Raw genomic sequence first — 16,822 nt, 5'->3', positions numbered from 1 at the left:
ATAACGTGGATGCAGCTTTTCGTCTTGTGGTAGCACATCGGGATACGCATTCACGAGCCAATTCGGCGGCGTGCAGGTCGGCGTTCCGATGACCACTTGGATACCATGTGTTGCAAACGTATCTATTGCATCATCAAGCCAAGTGAAATCATAGTTGCCTTCAGTCGGTTCAAGTCGTGACCAGGCGAATTCGGCTACCCGAATCAAACTTACGCCTGTCTCTTGCATGAGCTTAGCATCTTCTTCCCACATAGAGCGGTCCCAATGCTCCGGATAGTAATCCACACCCATTCTCATATTTCGATCCTCCACTTTATGTATTATTATTTTGCTTGCGTTTATAACAACAAAATAATTATATTATTTAAAAATGGAGTGATAAATCATTCATTTTTGCTCGGTATATCAAAATTATGCTATTCGGGGTGACATTATTGCGGATAAATCACTTTGTTCCGAACCCGCGATTCGAACGCTTTCTCTGTTATCCAGAATCATTCGGTCACTATATCGATGAGACAGAACACCATGAGAATAGACCCAACGGATTAACAACCTATAACTGGCATCTCGTTCGCGCAGGCAAGGGATACGTGTGGACCGGAGAGGAATTCGTGGAACTTCGAAGCGGCTCTGGGTTTCTTTATGGGCCCGGCGTTCCGCAACGATATTACGCTGACCGTATCGACCCATGGGATATCAGATGGATTCATTTTACAGGGCGCGGACTAGGCTCACTTCTCCAGGGGCGTGGGGAGCGAGACGTTTGGATCTTCTCGTGGGAAGGTGTTGCGCGACTTGACCAGCTTTGGTCAGAATTGCTAGACTGCAGCATGCCACCGTTTCAAGAGGGATCAGCGAGATTATCAGCCATCACTTATGAGATGGTCGCCTTACTCGTCCAGCATGCAGAAGCTATCAAGGGCATCCCTAAACCAGGGATGCGAGACAGGCTAGCCGAGGCGGCGGAGTGGATACTCTCCCACTGCCATGAGTCGCTCACGCTAGAGCAGATGGCGTCGCAGGCGAATTGTAGTCCTTCACATTTCAGCAGACAGTTCCGCCGCTTAAATGGAAAGACTCCGATTGAGTATTTAACAGAATGTCGTATTCTCAAATCCAAAGCCCTACTGGTATCTTCAAATATGACAGTGAAGCAAATTGCGGAGTACAGCGGTTTTTCAAACAGCACGTACTTCATACAGTGCTTCCGAAAGTCTGAGGGGATGACTCCTGAACAATTCAGAATAATGCGAGGTATAGGCAGCAACTAACAACATAAGGCGATTATCATGTTAAATACAACCTCTTCCTCGTCTCCCTCTCGAAGTGGATAGACCAGATAGCCGACTACTCGGTGGTCAGAACTGGTGGCGAGCTCAGCTGCAATGCCTGCGTATCGCAATTAGCTTTCTTGATCACTCGTAGACTGGATGCTGTGCCGACTCAACAAGGTATAGTCGATACGCATACGCTATCGAAATTTTCAATGACGAGCTCCGGATACTTGTCAGCACTTATCTTGTAAATTCAATAAACATGGCCGGGTAGCTAACAGCGCCCGGCCACTATTCTTCTGTCCTTACTATGAATCCATCAAACTCTTGGCGAAGACTAATCCTTGTGCAGGATCAACGGAAGGAAAAAACTCTAAACCGAAATAGTTCGAATACCCCGCACTGCGCAATGCTTGAATTACGTTAGCATAATGGACTTCACCAAATTGCAACTCATTGCGCCCCGGGCAACCGGCAGCATGTAAATGGCCAATACTTTGAAGATTGCCCAGCATAGAACTGATTATATTCCCTTCTGTGATCTGTTGGTGATAAATATCGAACAACACTTTCACATGATCGCTACTGACTTGTTCGATAATGTCGAATGCCTCGCTAGAACTGGTTAAGAGATATCCAGGATGATCCACTGCCGTGTTGAGAGGCTCTAAAAGAAGTGTAATTCCAGCTTCCTCTGCTATCGGAGCTGCCAATCGTAACCCCATTACTACGGATTCGATTTGACGTTCACGCGGAATACCCGTCCGTTCATTGCCAGTTTGGGTTATCAACGTGCTGCAGCCAAGTTTCTTAGCCACACTAATTGATTCCTTGAGACCTTGCAAGAAATCCTTATGCGATTCCCGATCGACCAAGGTGCCGCCATCCGTACAAAAAGTTGAGACCGAAAGATCTAGTCTTTTCATTACGTTCGCCATCAGATTTATGTCTTTTTGTCTCCAATTCCAAAACTCGAATGCGTCAAAACCCGAAGATTTTACGAGTGACAGTGCCTCTTGCATGTCCATATCCCGAAATACGGAATCAATGCAAACTGAGAACTTCATAAGTTTACCGCGTCCTTTATATTCTTATTGTTCAAAGCGGAACCCTTTAAAGTCGAATTGGTTCCCAGCTAGGAAGATGAACGCCACTATCCTTCAAGTCTGTTATCCTCTCTAACTCAAATACTTGTTCTTCATAGCCATCAGTTTTCATGAATTCTACAATTTGTCTGTTCTCACCATTCTCATTACTGAATTGGATGTGATTCGTGTTCTTATCAATAGGTGATCTTCCGCAGATGACCAACCTCGTTGTACCTTCACTTGTAAAATCCATTTGTGAAAATTCAAGCGTGACATACACTCGTTTCCCCTAGGATAATGTTCCAGCCCTTTTGCTCTCAAACGCTAAAAACTTTCTAGCCGATTAATCCTCCTAATCCAATTCATGGCCAATATTGCAGTTGCTCCTTAATAACCCGTTTCCGCAATTTTTTCACAGTTGTAGACCAATCAATCGTACCGTCAAAGGTAACCCGTGTTGGGCATAACTTCAGTTATTATTATATAAATGTGGCACCATCAACCAGGAACCCGTACATGGGCATCACCTGGATAATCGCGATAGGGATGTTCCGTCCTCCTAAGTATCAAACCCGATAATAGGTATTCTATGATGGCATTGAGCAATCCTGCCCGCTAGCTTAATGAAATTGCACGGAAACATAGTTAGAAACTTATCTAATAGGTTATCGGCTCTTGTTCTTGTCCTCGACTAGGGACAAGAACTTGTATCGAAAATATCCTCTTTTAGAATGTGTGGTTGTGCTTCCTATCACCCCTACCGCTTTCCCCACACGTTATCCGTTGACCTCCCTTGATGAATACGTTTCAGTGGTTGGAAAGTTGTTTTATTGTTTTCCGATCGTTTAATCATATATAACGCACTAATTCAATTAACTTCCTATCTATTTCGGCGATATCCCAATCTCTGATGTACCATCCCAAAGGATGATTGAGGAAGCTTCGTCGTTTTCAACAAAATCATCAAGTTGATACAGTTCACCCATAAACAGAGCCCCATATTATGTTCGTTCAGCTCCATGAAAACTTGGCTGAAGTCTAAACTTCATTAGTCCCTTGAACTCAACCGAATCAATATTTAGATTGGTTTCTTCAAATAATTCTCTAATTACACATTGTTGAGCATTCTCTCCCGGTTCAATAATACCTCCTGGCAGTTCCCAGTTCTTTCTCCACTTATTATGCAAGAAAAGGTACTTTCCTTGGTACTTCACAACAATTAGAGCATGCCTTAATGGAGCATCCAGTCAATATTTGTCTCTTATACGATTCCGAAGGTATGGTAGTTGCGCAAAACACTGCCCTTTAGCGTAACGACGACAGCAGATTTTTCTTGCCGGCTGCCGTCGTTGGTTGTTGAGCTATCGTTCCCAGATAGTTCAATCATATTTAGAGTTATCTAAATGTTTCAGAAGCAAGATTCGTGTTTCCTCGAAGTTCCTATACTCCTGTCCAAATTCTTATAATCGTCAATTTTTCCTCAATAAACTGGGTACTGTGGGAACCAATTCAAGAACGACAGTTGTAATTTTTCAATCTGCCTTAATAACCTAAGCTCCCCCTTCTCAGGGGAACCTACAGCACTTCATGACACTGCCAGTCTTGGTAAAACGCACAGGCGCGTTCTAATTGTGAACTCCATAACCAACGCATGTTTGTGCGTTCTTCCGGATTTATGCACCATGAAGCTGCGATATAGAAGCACTGCAAAGCTGATAACCTGTAATCGGACAATGCCATTTCCCACGTGTAGTCCTTTACTCCAAATTCAATTAGCGAATTGTAATATGCGCTCAGCACGTCATGCTCAAGCATTCGACGGTACTCCGGATCCCACCACAAGACCATCATATAAGACAAATCACTCGGTCCGACCCAGTTTTGTAGCGACCATTTGAATGGCTGTCGATCAATTAAATAAATGCCCTTAGACGAGTCGTCCTTCTGAGATAATATGTTACCGGGATTAACATCGCCATGGATCAATGTGAGTGGTCCGCCAGACGAAAGTCGTCTCGCCATCGCATCGGGATGCCTTTTGAATACGTCCGACACGACATCTCTTTGGGGCGCTGTTCCGCTGTCATCTTGAAGTTCTTCGAGCAAAGGCCTTAACCCTACACTCATATGCTCCAAATATCGTGCCAACTGACTTTGGTCGACGGCGTCATACCCTGCACTTTGGAGGCGGTCTGTACCCCAGTAATAACTGTGAAGTTTTGCCAATGCTCTAGCTGCCGTCTTACCATACGCTAACGTAGGAGTAATGCCCCAATTATTTCTATGGGTGTTCGTCAAGTCTTCCAGTAAGAGATGGTAGGAAGAGTGCTCGTAACAAGCATCATAACAAGTCGGAATTGGGACTCCGCACAATCCTAAGTAGTCTTTCGTGTAATAGTCGACTTCCGAACGACCAAATGCGCCTCCGGTGCACAGCTTCAAGAATAAACTTTCTGGAGAGTCACCAACAGCGTCTTCATATACCAAATGAATCCGATACACCATTGAATTGTCAGCACCGAGCCGTTCCAAGCGGTAGTCGGTCAGAAGTGCTTCACGCTCGAGACTGCCAGCGCGATTTAAGCAGGAAATGATATAATCGAGATTTAATTGCAAAGAATCTGTAGGATCGGTAATTACGCAGTTTGTCATTTTCTCACATGCTCCTGGTTCAGATTGGTAGGGGGAGGCGTTTTTTTATTGCCGACGGACGACTAAGCTTAACGCTAGACTACCTCCAGTTTCTTTTAATTATAAAATAAAAGACAGCAGAGTATTTGGTAAATAACGATTATGATTAAACTATCCTGCCCGTTAGTTTTATGAATAATCGGAGAGATTATGACCAATTAGATATATGTCTAATCGGTAATAGGAACATGTTCTTGTCCCCCGGCATGACCTATTTACTTCGGTAATAAATTTATTATAACAGTATTGCCCGCTAGCTTAATAAGCAGAAATTCCTAACTTATAACATAACTACACAATCAGGCTCATGGGCTGGATATGTCTGCCAAGAACCACTGTGAGAGATTCGACCAGTGGAATCACTGGCGCATGAGAATGTGCTTGTGGAGACAATGGAAACGGGTACGCACCCACCTCCTTGAGCTCCGGGCACTGGGTGTGCCCGAGTGGGCAGCGTCCAGTTGGCCAACTCCTGTAGAGGTGATTGGGAAATGTCCCGCAACACGAATAACGCCCTTCCGAACTTCTATTAGGAAGCGAAAGGGCTGAAAAGTTTATTATCAGGCATCATTCTGACAATACTAGGTCGAGCCAGGATTTCGCCTCATGGTACAGAACTGGATTGTTTTCTGGCGTGTAGTAAGCCAGCACTGCCACCGCCTGCGATACGACCCATCCGCGGGCTCTTGCCCATGTAGCGTCATCCGTAGGAAGATATTTGCGGAACGCGTCACGTGCTGCCGGAGAGTGTAACTTCCATGCGACCATGACATCGCAGGCAGGATCGCCAACGCCCATTGTATCCCAATCAATCACACCGGTGATTCGTTTATTTCGCACAAGCCAGTTACGCATGTCAAGGTCGCCGTGATGCCAAACTGGTGGGCCGCTCCACGGAGGCGCGGCAAGTGCCGATTCCCATACATCAGACACCGCAGCAACATCGCCATCGAACTGTGCCAACCAGTAACGGAACCCCTCATCCCTTTGAGCCAAAGGTATGCCGCGTCCCTGCGGCCCACCCGATGAATCGATTTGTTGCAGCGCTGCAACGAACTCCGCAAGATCACGAGCTGCCTGAATCGCGTCAATCTCCTCTATCGGTACCGTCTCGCCCTCAACCCATGTGTGTATATACCAAAACCACGGATATTCGCTATTCGGGTGCCCTAGAGCGACTGGTACAGGAGCTTCCAGCGGAAGCAATGGAGCAAGCTTAGGCAGCCAAGTAAACTCGGGACTTTCTGGTGTCGTAGGCCCTTCCCGCCGCGCGAGCCGGACTGAATATTCGTTGCCTAGCCGAAAGATGGCGTTCACTGTGCCAGCCGGCTCAATCCGTCGCAGGGATAGATCCGCCCAATGGGGAAACTGGGCAACAAGCAGACGAGAAACGAGCGCTTCATCAAGTTCCTTTTCGTCGACGTGCATTTTCTCAACCATGAATCGCTACCCCCTCGGTGTTACCATCACATATTTAACAGGGTATCAAAGAAATAATGAAATAGACAGATAATACCTAATTATAGTTAAAGTATACCGCTAATCAGCGGTATCATTGGCACGTAAAACAGCTAGTTCTACTACTTGAATCAACGTTATAGAAAACATTATTATGTGAGTGGGGAGCGCAACACCGATCTCCCAATATAATACAAGAAGACATATGACAACGGTCTGTCATACATCTTCATTTCAATCGGGTCAGATGGGCACCTGTCCGTTATACAGTTCCTTCTACTCCATCACCCATTGTATTTCCCTCAAACTTTCCGAACAGATGGCGAATAAAATACGTCACTATGCATATGCAGAATTCTGTCCCAGTTGCCGGGATTCGTTGTGTCTGGAGAGCGTTGTTCTAGAATGTCCTGATATAGGGTTGTTTTTTCCTCCAAATGGGCAACGTGCAGTTTCGCTTCCTCGAGCTTAGCAAGCGCCGCCTCTTTATGCTCCATCATGAGTGTGTAGCGCTGAGGAATGGTCGAATCCCCTTCAAGGCATAAATCGACGTACCTTTTAATGAGTTCAATTGGCATTCCGGATTGCTTGAGGCATTTAATGCCATGCAACCAGTTGATCGATTCTTCATCGAACATCCGGATATTATTCTGATTGCGCTGTACGCTTGGCACCAGACCCTTATCTGTGTAAAAGCGCACGGCATGCTCGGTGAGCCCTGTTATCTGGGCGGCTTCTTTAACTGTATGCATGTGAAATCCTCCTAGAAAAACAATTCTTAAAAAGAAGCTTGACTTCGTGTAACACGAAGGTTCTAAGCTGATTGTAATGCAAATCGGCTATAAACGGAATCTCTGTTCTCAAGTACCGTCCCCGGGATTTGCAGCCATTTGCAGTTATTCATTTGAACAATAGGAGGAATCACAATGCAAACCGTAACGTTGAACAACGGAGTGAAAATGCCGATCATCGGCTTTGGTGTCTACCAGGTTCCTGATGCCGAGGAATGCGAGCGCGCAGTATTTGAAGCACTAATGACCGGTTACCGCCTGATCGACACCGCCGCCGGCTATCTGAACGAGGAAGCGGTCGGACGCGCGATTAAGCGCAGCGGTGTACCGCGTGAGGAGCTGTTCATCACGACCAAACTTTGGGTTCAGGATGCCAGCTACGAGAGTGCCAAGCTGGCGTTTGCTAAATCCCTGAAGAAGCTGCAACTCGACTATCTCGATCTGTACCTTATTCATCAGCCGTTCGGCGATTACTATGGTGCTTGGCGTGCAATGGAGGAACTGTACCGCGAAGGCAAAATTAAAGCTATCGGGGTCAGCAACTTCTTGCCCGACCGTCTGATGGACCTCATCGTGCATAATGAAATCGTGCCCGCCGTCAACCAGATTGAAACGCACCCATTCTACCAGCAGATGGAGACCACCGCTTTTATGAAAGAGCAGAGAGTTCAACACCAGTCGTGGGCGCCGTTCGCTGAAGGACGGGGCAACATGTTCGGCAACGAACTGCTGACCTCAATTGCTGTTAAACACAACAAGTCCGTCGCCCAAGTCGTGTTGCGCTGGCTTGTTCAGCGCGAAGTCGTTGTCATTCCAAAATCGGTACACAAAGAGCGGATCGTAGAAAACTTCGATATTTTCGACTTTGAGTTAAGCACGGACGACATGGAACAAATCTCGACCCTCGATACTCGGGAAAGTCTCTTCTTATCGTACCGCGACCCAGAAGTCGCCAAGATGATGGGCAACTGGAGAGTCGATCTGTAAACCTCCGCTGAAACACAATCATTAGGCGAATATCTCCATCTATTAAGAAAGTATAGGGCTGACGCCCTGTACTTTCTTAGATTATATAACGAATTAGCTCTACTAGTTCAATCAGCGATATAGAACATTTTCATCTCGCCTCTCGTCCAGTAGATCTCTGTGGCTTTTCGGACGTAACGTCCAGGAAGCGATGCCGGAGTATAGACAAGCGGAGGAATGATATGGAATCCGTAATCGCCGTCATCATTAGCAAACGCATGAGATCCAATTGAGTAGAATTATACCTTCGTGTTTTTTTCATTCCCAATCGCCGCACGGATTTTCAACATAAACACTCCTTTTTTGATTTGGTCAAATATCTTTATTAAAATGCGTAAGCTTTTCCGGATTCATCACCACATAAACGTTTGAAAGCTGATTCTGCAAATAATCAAATGTAACCACTGCAAAAGTCATTTCACCTATTACTAGCCGTATTCCAGGCATACCGTTGATTTCACAAGTTACACATCGATATCCAGGCGGAAATTCGGGTGCAACGGCGACAAAAAAACGGATAATTAAGTCTGAACCCTTTATTGGCCGGAGTGCAGCTTTTACTTTGCCGCCTCCATCCTGGTATAGTACAGTTTCCGACGATAAAAGTTCAATAAGCAATTCAATATTTGCGGTCATGAGCGCCTCGGCAAATCGTTCAGCTAGTGCCGCTTTTTTCTCAATGACTTCCGGGCTTCGTTCTGGCAAATTGCCGAGGCTCTTCTTCGCTCGGTGAAAAATTTGACGGCAATTCACCGTACTTTTGTCGACGATCTCGGCTATTTCATCAAAACGGTAATGAAACACTTCATGAAGCAGGAATACAATCCGCTCAGTCGCGGAGAGCTGCTGCAGTAATAACAAGCCGGCTGTTGAAAGGGATTCTTTCCATACGATACTCTCCATTGGATCGTACTCTTGAACATAGGTTGTATCAATGGGCTCGGGCAGTCATGGTCCGACGTACGTTTCCCGGTCTCTACGGGGCGATCGAATATAATCAACACAGCGATTATGAACCATCTTGCACAAATAGGCTTTGGGATCGCGTACTTGATGCGGCGGTTTCTCTTCCCACGAGAGGAACACATCGTGAACAATGTCTTCCGCTTCAGCGATGCTTCCCATCGTATGATATGCTAATGACACAAGCAAAGGTTTCAATTCGTTATATAACGTTCCCCTGTCCAACATTCTCCCCCTTAAACGAATATGGCTTGGTTATGATCGCTTGCGCCGCTCGCTTGGCGCTGGCAAATGCAGCATCAGCTAATAATTCGCCATGTCCCGTCCAATCTCCCGCTACATAAAGTCCTTTTATTCCCTGAACCGAGGGGCCGGGGAAATTGCCACTTTTGTCCACCGTGATAAAATCATGTGCGACGGTCAAGTTAGGTAAAAACTGTCTGGCTATTTCCTCTTTCCGCCAGCCAGGTTGAACGAGATCCATTGCTTTTTCCAACTGCAACAGATCCGTCTCGGGGCGACTTTCATTCATCCCTAGGTGTTTGACCAGATGAATGACGACAGAGCCATCTTCACTGAGCTTTGTTACAGTGGACGGTGAGTTATAGAAGATCGGTTGATCCAGCCAAAATCCTGCAATGAAATTGGGGCCGCCATCAGGAAGTCGGCGCAGGATGAGATCAAGGCATGCTGCGTGAATCGGTTTTATGTTATCTTTCCATTTTCCAAGAGATGTGCTATCCAAGTTTTTGACCAGATCGTATGCTTCTTTCGGACCCGCAGCGATCACGGCATTAGGAGCGTCAATAAGCTCGCCATCTTTAAGGCGGATACGTCGAACCGTTCCGTCATGTACGATTTCGACCGCTTTTTTCTGATTCATTATCGTGACGCCTGCGCGGATAGCCTGATCTCTTAAATCGTCGATTAGCCTGCCCCATCCCCCCTCGATGTAGAAGGCCTTTCCGCTAAACGTTCTTTGAAGCTGCCGTACTGCTGGACCCGCAAGATGAAGCTCTGGGTGAGGAACGAAAGAATTCGCTCGGCTCACCGAATATATAACGTGCCTAAGCATCGGATGGCGAATTTCCCGCTCTGCCCACTCCTTTAAACTGATTCGTTCGATTCGATTGGGGTCGATCTTGCCCAGATTGAGCATGAAACGGGTAAGCTCCATCTTTTCCGAAAATGAAAACAGTTTGGATGCGATCAGTTGAAATGGTTTTGTCGGCAGCGTATAAATCCGGTCATTCCATATCACACCTGCCGAGGCAGGCGGGTTAGCGCCTTTCGGCCTCACGCCCAATTCGCGCAAAATTCCCTCTGCTGCCCCGTCTTGATAAAACGCATGTACACCCAGATTGAGTGATACTCCCTTTTTGTTAATGGACTGCGCACGACCGCCAAGTTGATTTGCCTTATCCAGTACAATGACCGATAGGCCTGCTCTTGCCAAATAAATCGATGCGGTTAATCCGGTAAGTCCGCCGCCGATGATGGCGACGTCGTAATGTCCCATGTTAGCCACCTCACCTCATGTTATTTACGAACAAGACGTTTCCGGAGCGTAAAACGTGACACTTTAACCACTATTGAGAAATAAAAAAAGGCGCCCCCATCGGGTGCCTTTCTTTTTGGTGCATCTTTATTCATTTCTCTTAATTACGTAAAGTTGCAACCTCTTTTTACATACACTATACAAAATAATCCAATTAATTGGAAGTAGACTACGACAGATTTATTATGCGCTAATGCATAACGGATTGCATATGGCTGGATTATATAACTTTCGTAAGAGTCAAGAACTTTAAACCAACACTGGTTGTGCTTCTGAGAGATGGCGCTGCTGGACAATTACCTGGAAAGCGGTCAGCAGGAGACCTTCCGTCAGCCTTTGATTTGTCCGAAACAGTTCGGTAAGAAACTTGTTCGCATAGCTTGGTTTTGAAGAAAAATGGTTGGCAATTCTATACAAATAATGAAGGGCCTCTGTTAACAATTCGCGGATTGCGAATTGCCTTCTAAGCAGTATAATGCGTGTGGTATACTTAGCACAAAAAATTAGAGCGCGTGACGAAGGGAGTTAGTATGAACCATCATCGGATAATAGAGCAAGCATTGATTCATATTGAGGAGAATTTAGAACAGCCTTTATCCGTATCATCCGTTGCTCTTACTTTCAATATGTCTAAATATTATTTTCATAGGCTTTTTTCTGCCATGATGGGCTGTTCGTTAAATCAGTACATCCTATCTAGAAGATTGAATGCCACTTTACCACTCATTTATAACAACAACTTGTCGCTAACCGATATTGCTTATCAGTTATCCTTTGGTACGCAAGCCTCATTCACCCGGGCATTCAAACAACATTACGGCGTAGCTCCAAGTTCGCTAAGAGCAGGATTTAAAAATCTCTCCGACTCCAATACCTACTGTGGTTAAAAGACCATTTAAAAATATAAATGGTGATATCGTCACGGATTTCACACTAACAGAGTTCAAAGAGACCCGAATAAGTGGGATTGCCTTTGAAGTAGACCTAGCCACTGATGATTACAAGAAGAAGATTCACTCTCATTCCAAAATGCTGTTGAATCATATTGATGACAACATAAATGGTTCTTATTTTGTCATTTATTCAAACTGCCAACCCAATTCAACCCGGTTCAAAGTTCTGTTCGGAATCCCAAGTGACATTCAAATTCATAAACCCTTTTATTTCACGGTTGATGTACCAACCATTTTTTGTGCGAGGTTCAACTATTTTGGCGACCTGCTTGATATTGGAGAAGTGCTCAAAACAGACTATGCAAGATTCTTAAAGATTTCCAAGCAAGAGTCTGATCAATCGGATATTGAACTTATCCAGGTTTTTAATGACGTCCACAATCTGGATTCAACCTACCATATCTATGCACCCATCAAGAAACTCCCTGACGATCTGGACATTTAATGTTGCACATCATTAATTCGACGCTTACTTACGTTCCGACCAAATAATATATCCGATCCATATTAGAGCAACTCCCATCGGTATCGCCATTGCCCTATCAAACGGATGGGGGATGATTGCAGCAGCAATGGTCACTACAGAAGCGAATGCCAGCAGAATTGCTGCAAGGCGAGGGAAGACTCTTGCACGTAATGTGGCGATGCCTAGCAACAGACCTCCTAGCATATACAATACTCCCGCGAGAGGTGCTATTATTGGGAAGATCCCCAGATGAACCTCGCTAACCGTTCCTCCAAAGAGTCCAACCATTCCTTCCACAAACTTCTCAGCATCACTTGTCAACAACGGCAAGACGAATGCTTCGATGAAACTAAAAATGATTGAGATTAACCAGAACAGATTGAACAAAAGGAACCCGACCAAGCCAAGCCACCCCGCTTCTTTCGCTTGGCTTATATAGAATCCCGTAATTCCGATCAGGTTAAAGAGCGACATAGCTATAGTCAAGCATGCAACCACTACCCAAGAGTTTGTGTGCACAGAAGAGATATCATCTGTCGGGTGGATAAACTGAATGATGATATATAGAATCCCTGCTATTACTGCCATAAATCCTGACCACCGTTTGAGAACATGTGGTGTTATTATTGATTTACTTACCTCTTTATTGTGCTCTATATTCACGATGATTCCTCCACTTCTAGAAATTAATAACAAGATCGCCAAGTCTTTTCTCGACATGACAGGTTTTCGACTCCAACCATCCATTGAGGTTATTTTGCTACGGCCCCTTCCTTATGTTTGTCGAATATAACTTAACAAATAGTAGCCTGCCCTTACTTTTCAAATCTTGCTGTAATTGGTGAAGAGATCATAAGGAATCTTAAAACGAAAAAAAAAGCACCTCTCTAGAGATGCAAACGAATCTACAATATTTTTCTTTGTGAATGTAATAACAATAGGTGATACCAAAACCAGGCTATAACACCCATGACAAATGGTAATACACCTTTTTTAAATATATAGACAACTCGCACGAATCTTCCCTTCATCTCCTATTCCATGTACTGCCGATGCCGCCGCTTAATCGCAAACAGCACTAGTACAATCAGTAAAATACAGAGAAACATCTGGGTTGCCGCTGCAGTCAGCTTCTGAATGTCGAGTGACACAAACATATTGTTTTATATAATGCTGCATCATATAAATGCTGTCATGGGGTAATCACCTGCGATCAGATCCGTTTCACGGAACAATTTGAATGAATTGATAATGGACATGATCACAACAAAAAACCTCGTGAAAGTCAGATAGACTAGAGTAATACTTCGGAATTGTCGTAAACGACCAGCCCCCTCAATCCGGGCCGTTTCGTAGTAATCCTTCGGAATTTGCTGTAGTCCCGCCAGAAATAAAATGACGTTGTAACCCATGTTCTTCCATAGGTACAAGAACATCAATGCGACTATGTTATTGTCCCTCGACACCAATCAAGCTTTTCATAAATCAAAATGTTGAACTCCAAAATTCTCGAAGGGATTGACAAACCGCAATAAATGCCATATTTTAAGAATGAATCATTCATTCTCAAAATTTCAACTTACTTTTTTCAGGATTACTTATACTCATTTTTGAAAGGAGGTAATTTCATGAAATTAATACTAACGCCGTCCATTACTTTGTTCGATAGGACCCTTGGGCTATTTTAACAATTCTTTAAAATATCAGTCGTAATTTAAAATAGGAGGAATGAATTTATGATCGCGGAACGCGCTATTATTATTGGTGGAGGCATCGCCGGACTGCTGGCAGCCAAAGTCCTGTCCGAATTTTATCGTGAGGTAGTTATAGTGGATCGTGACGCTTTTCCTGAGGAGCCTGAGAATCGTCCCGGCACACCTCAGGCCTTCCAGCCCCACCGGTTTACACCCCGCAGCAGGATCATTCTAAACCGATTATTTCCTGGATTTATTGATGAATTAATCAACAACGGAGCTCACCCCACGCATGGGAAGACCACGCATCTTTTCAGCCCTTACGGCCAGATGATCGCAGTCGAACAAAGTCACGATGCGTCATTCAGCAGGGCCCTGTTCGAATGGGTATTGCGCAGGTATATCCAAGGTATCGAGAATGTCCGAATGCTTGGTTTGAACGATGTGATTCAATTCCAAACCACAGAAGATCGTTCACGGGTAACAGGCATTGTTATCAGGGAGCGTGCCTCGGGTGAACGTCAGCTGTTCACAATGTCGTCAGACCTTGTCATTGATACAAGCGGCCGTTTCTCCAAAACCGTTCAATGGCTAACCGAAATCGGGTATGAAGTGCCGCAGGCTGAGCGATTAAAAGTATCTCTGGGGTACAGCACACGACGTTATCGCATCCCTGTAGGGCGAAAGGAAGAGCTGGATGGGATTCGCATGGAAGGCAATCCTCTCGCAACGTCACATGCAGGCGCTTTTTCGATCATTGAAAACGATATAGCAGAAATGGTACTCTGGAATTTGAACGGTCGATATCCCTCCACCGATCCGGCATTATTCGAACAAGAAATTCGGCAACTAGGGAATCCACTATTGAATGAAGCGTTGCAAGGGCTGGAACCGATCGGGCAACCACGTGGTTTTCGGGTTCCGGAACTGACCAGGCAGCGATTTGAACAGATGGACCGATGGCCTTCCGGATTGCTGGTCATGGGAGACGCCTTCTGTCAACTTGATCCTGTTTATGGACAAGGAATGACGCTTGCGGCGATTGAAGCAGAGATTCTAGAAGCATGTCTTCACCAACAGTTGAGTCACCCCAAATCTGACTTCGAACTCGAAGTCCTTAATCGGATACAAGAAATCATCGAGCCGGCCTGGTGGTTAAATGTCGTGTCTGACCTTCGCTGGGAAGGCGTGGAACACATCGGTGCACAGCCGATTCAAGGATTGACGTTCGCCCAGCACTTTTTCGAACATATCCTGAAATGGTCCACGGAGCATGTCAATTATGACATTTTCGGCTTATATTGGCTCGTCAACTCCTTGTTCTTATCCCCGCGGGAATTGTTTAATGCGGATATCGTTACATCCTTGCTTGCTGTGGGCGGTTCCGGTGAAGCTAAGCAATGGTTAGACCGATGGATCGAGGATTCGGATCGACCGCTGCACGAACGACTGGAACAAACGATTCCTTCATTTGAGCGAGCTCCCTTCGCAACCATAGAGCAACTTATGCCATCATCATCATATACAACAAATAAGTAGTAAAAGGAGTGCCTAACCAGTGACACCATTAACCGAAGAACAGTTGATTAAACGGCGTGAAACGCGAAGACAGCAAATCTTAGAAGCTGCCTTAAAAGTATTTGCCCAACGTGGCTTGCATGGAGCCAAGATGAGCATGATCGCTAAAGAAGCCGATCTTAGTGCCGGGCAGCTCTACCGTTTTTTTGAATCGAAGGAAGAGCTGTTCGTCACCCTGATCCGGCAAGTTGCCGAGGAAACTGTTCAGGAAATGGAGAGAATCTACGAGATCCCTGGTTCCCCTTTTGACAAACTTCGTACCTTTACTGCGAGCATTCTGGAGGACGAAAGCACACAATATCCTTTCAAGCTGATCCAGCACGCCAATACTGCTGAAGATGTACCGGCTGAAGCTATACAACTGCTGCAGCATTTTTCCGTGAAGAACTATATTGAGCAGCTGCTACCTTTATTCGAGGAAGGGCAGCAGATTGGGGATTTTGCACAGGGCAATGCCCGCCAGCTCATCTCCGCATTTTTGACCATATTGTCCGCATTGATTACACTCAACATGCCAATCGATGACGATCATCAGCTGCCGGACGCGGATATTCTCATGCGGATTGTAGCGGGTCCGCGCGTCCAAGCGCGCTAAACCATGCTCAGGAATTAAAAAGGTGATGAATCAAGTTCCGTTTGGATCCTGATCAATCACCGAAATCTTTCCGGTCCAAGTGCCATCTTAGACTAATCGGTTACTAACGGATTGCCATTTCTCGCTCCAGTGTCGTTCTTCTCTTTCGTCATAGTCTCCGCAGGCGACAAGTTATAAGTTCCATTTAAAGGGTTTCACTTCTTGGCGAGAAATTGTAGCAGCCAGCTGTTTTTTCAAAAAGCTCAACACTCGACAATGTTCTTGTTACTAGCCTGTAACTATGGCCTTTACAATTTGAAATGGCGGGTGTCGATCATACGAAGTAATTACACCGTATGATCGACGCCCGCCACCAGGATACATAACTTGGGGTTATTCCAGAAGCTCAGCCTCCCTGGCTTTTTGCACCGCTTCCTCCCGGTCGCGGACCCCCAGCTTCTTATAAGCCGAGGACGCTTTGATTAACGAAGGATCATCTCCGCCATTATCCGTCTCCAGTTGGGCAACCAATTTGTGCGACATGCCCCGGTCGATTAGCGTGCCCCCACGATGGACGGTGCGAATCGTTTCAACCAGCTCTAACGGCTGCATGGACTTCAACAGGTATTTATCCACCCCGCTTCGCATTGCCTCCAGAGCCTGTTTGGGGGATGATAGCTAACATAACTCCTTTCATGACTTTCC

At 45.5% G+C, this 16,822-nt stretch carries 14 protein-coding genes and 4 pseudogenes; 6 read left to right on the top strand and 12 right to left on the bottom strand.

Annotated elements, in window-relative coordinates:
* Positions 1 to 27 precede the first annotated feature (27 nt).
* Positions 28 to 291: pseudogene (locus BBD41_RS30525) on the bottom strand (beta-galactosidase); the annotation flags it as partial.
* 122 nt (positions 292 to 413) lie between these two features.
* Between BBD41_RS30525 and BBD41_RS30755 the strand changes: the two are divergent.
* Positions 414 to 1,274, top strand: coding sequence for a helix-turn-helix transcriptional regulator (locus BBD41_RS30755; RefSeq protein ID WP_099476300.1), 861 nt, complete (start codon positions 414 to 416; stop codon positions 1,272 to 1,274).
* Positions 1,275 to 1,585: 311 nt separating this feature from the next.
* Here the strand turns inward: BBD41_RS30755 and BBD41_RS29680 are convergent, their stop codons facing one another.
* The 3 genes from BBD41_RS29680 to BBD41_RS29665 all read right to left on the bottom strand — a co-directional run bounded on the left by BBD41_RS29680 (position 1,586) and on the right by BBD41_RS29665 (position 5,017).
* Positions 1,586 to 2,344: a hydroxypyruvate isomerase family protein gene (locus BBD41_RS29680; protein WP_099476299.1), complete on the bottom strand. Its 759-nt coding sequence runs from the start codon at positions 2,342 to 2,344 to the stop codon at positions 1,586 to 1,588.
* A gap of 1,022 nt (positions 2,345 to 3,366) precedes the next feature.
* Positions 3,367 to 3,579, bottom strand: coding sequence for an NUDIX hydrolase (locus BBD41_RS30750; RefSeq protein WP_418304240.1), 213 nt, complete (start codon positions 3,577 to 3,579; stop codon positions 3,367 to 3,369).
* A 361-nt stretch (positions 3,580 to 3,940) separates the two neighbouring features.
* Positions 3,941 to 5,017, bottom strand: a complete 1,077-nt coding sequence (locus tag BBD41_RS29665) for a phosphotransferase family protein (RefSeq protein ID WP_099476296.1) — start codon at positions 5,015 to 5,017, stop codon at positions 3,941 to 3,943.
* Between the two features lie 360 nt (positions 5,018 to 5,377).
* Between BBD41_RS29665 and BBD41_RS30590 the strand changes: the two are divergent.
* Positions 5,378 to 5,589: pseudogene (locus tag BBD41_RS30590) on the top strand (group II intron reverse transcriptase/maturase); the annotation flags it as partial.
* Between the two features lie 34 nt (positions 5,590 to 5,623).
* On the opposite strand, the gene BBD41_RS29655 reads toward BBD41_RS30590, so the two are convergent.
* Entirely contained in the window at positions 5,624 to 6,496 is an 873-nt protein-coding gene (locus BBD41_RS29655; RefSeq protein ID WP_099476295.1) for an aminoglycoside phosphotransferase family protein, read from the bottom strand.
* A gap of 320 nt (positions 6,497 to 6,816) precedes the next feature.
* Positions 6,817 to 7,266 (bottom strand): MerR family transcriptional regulator, encoded by a 450-nt coding sequence (locus BBD41_RS29650; protein WP_077566332.1) that lies wholly within the window; start codon positions 7,264 to 7,266, stop codon positions 6,817 to 6,819.
* A gap of 174 nt (positions 7,267 to 7,440) precedes the next feature.
* Here BBD41_RS29650 and BBD41_RS29645 point away from each other — a divergent pair, with 174 nt between their 5' ends.
* Positions 7,441 to 8,292 (top strand): aldo/keto reductase, encoded by an 852-nt coding sequence (locus BBD41_RS29645; RefSeq protein WP_077566333.1) that lies wholly within the window; start codon positions 7,441 to 7,443, stop codon positions 8,290 to 8,292.
* 351 nt (positions 8,293 to 8,643) lie between these two features.
* On the opposite strand, the gene BBD41_RS29640 is transcribed toward BBD41_RS29645, so the two are convergent.
* The 3 genes from BBD41_RS29640 to BBD41_RS29635 are packed head-to-tail and all read right to left on the bottom strand — an operon-like array spanning position 8,644 to position 10,813.
* The gene (locus tag BBD41_RS29640; protein WP_237086977.1) at positions 8,644 to 9,234 is read right to left on the bottom strand and encodes a sigma factor-like helix-turn-helix DNA-binding protein; all 591 of its coding nucleotides are present in this window, start codon (positions 9,232 to 9,234) and stop codon (positions 8,644 to 8,646) included.
* 45 nt (positions 9,235 to 9,279) lie between these two features.
* Positions 9,280 to 9,456 (bottom strand): sigma factor, encoded by a 177-nt coding sequence (locus tag BBD41_RS30435; protein ID WP_237086976.1) that lies wholly within the window; start codon positions 9,454 to 9,456, stop codon positions 9,280 to 9,282.
* Between the two features lie 40 nt (positions 9,457 to 9,496).
* Entirely contained in the window at positions 9,497 to 10,813 is a 1,317-nt protein-coding gene (locus BBD41_RS29635; RefSeq protein ID WP_099480367.1) for a phytoene desaturase family protein, read from the bottom strand.
* 569 nt (positions 10,814 to 11,382) lie between these two features.
* On the opposite strand from BBD41_RS29635, the gene BBD41_RS30430 reads away from it, so the two are divergent.
* Positions 11,383 to 11,739, top strand: a complete 357-nt coding sequence (locus BBD41_RS30430) for a helix-turn-helix transcriptional regulator (RefSeq protein WP_237086975.1) — start codon at positions 11,383 to 11,385, stop codon at positions 11,737 to 11,739.
* A 535-nt stretch (positions 11,740 to 12,274) separates the two neighbouring features.
* On the opposite strand, the gene BBD41_RS29625 is transcribed toward BBD41_RS30430, so the two are convergent.
* Complete coding sequence (locus BBD41_RS29625; protein WP_077566338.1) at positions 12,275 to 12,934, bottom strand: hypothetical protein; 660 nt, start codon at positions 12,932 to 12,934, stop codon at positions 12,275 to 12,277.
* Positions 12,935 to 13,305: 371 nt separating this feature from the next.
* Positions 13,306 to 13,704: pseudogene (locus BBD41_RS29620) on the bottom strand (carbohydrate ABC transporter permease); the annotation flags it as partial.
* Between the two features lie 303 nt (positions 13,705 to 14,007).
* On the opposite strand from BBD41_RS29620, the gene BBD41_RS29615 reads away from it, so the two are divergent.
* The gene (locus BBD41_RS29615) at positions 14,008 to 15,504 is read left to right on the top strand and encodes an NAD(P)/FAD-dependent oxidoreductase (RefSeq protein ID WP_206098278.1); all 1,497 of its coding nucleotides are present in this window, start codon (positions 14,008 to 14,010) and stop codon (positions 15,502 to 15,504) included.
* A gap of 19 nt (positions 15,505 to 15,523) precedes the next feature.
* On the top strand, positions 15,524 to 16,138 hold the full coding sequence (locus BBD41_RS29610) for a TetR/AcrR family transcriptional regulator (protein ID WP_099480365.1): 615 nt from the start codon (positions 15,524 to 15,526) through the stop codon (positions 16,136 to 16,138).
* A 372-nt stretch (positions 16,139 to 16,510) separates the two neighbouring features.
* Here the strand turns inward: BBD41_RS29610 and BBD41_RS29605 are convergent.
* Positions 16,511 to 16,783: pseudogene (locus tag BBD41_RS29605) on the bottom strand (histidine kinase); the annotation flags it as partial.
* Between the last annotated feature and the right edge of the window lie 39 nt (positions 16,784 to 16,822).

The organism is Paenibacillus ihbetae (genome assembly GCF_002741055.1).
Taxonomy (GTDB): domain Bacteria; phylum Bacillota; class Bacilli; order Paenibacillales; family Paenibacillaceae; genus Paenibacillus_AQ; species Paenibacillus_AQ ihbetae.
The sequence above is the reverse complement of the archived record's forward strand: the minus strand, read 5'-3'. Positions and strand labels throughout refer to the sequence as shown.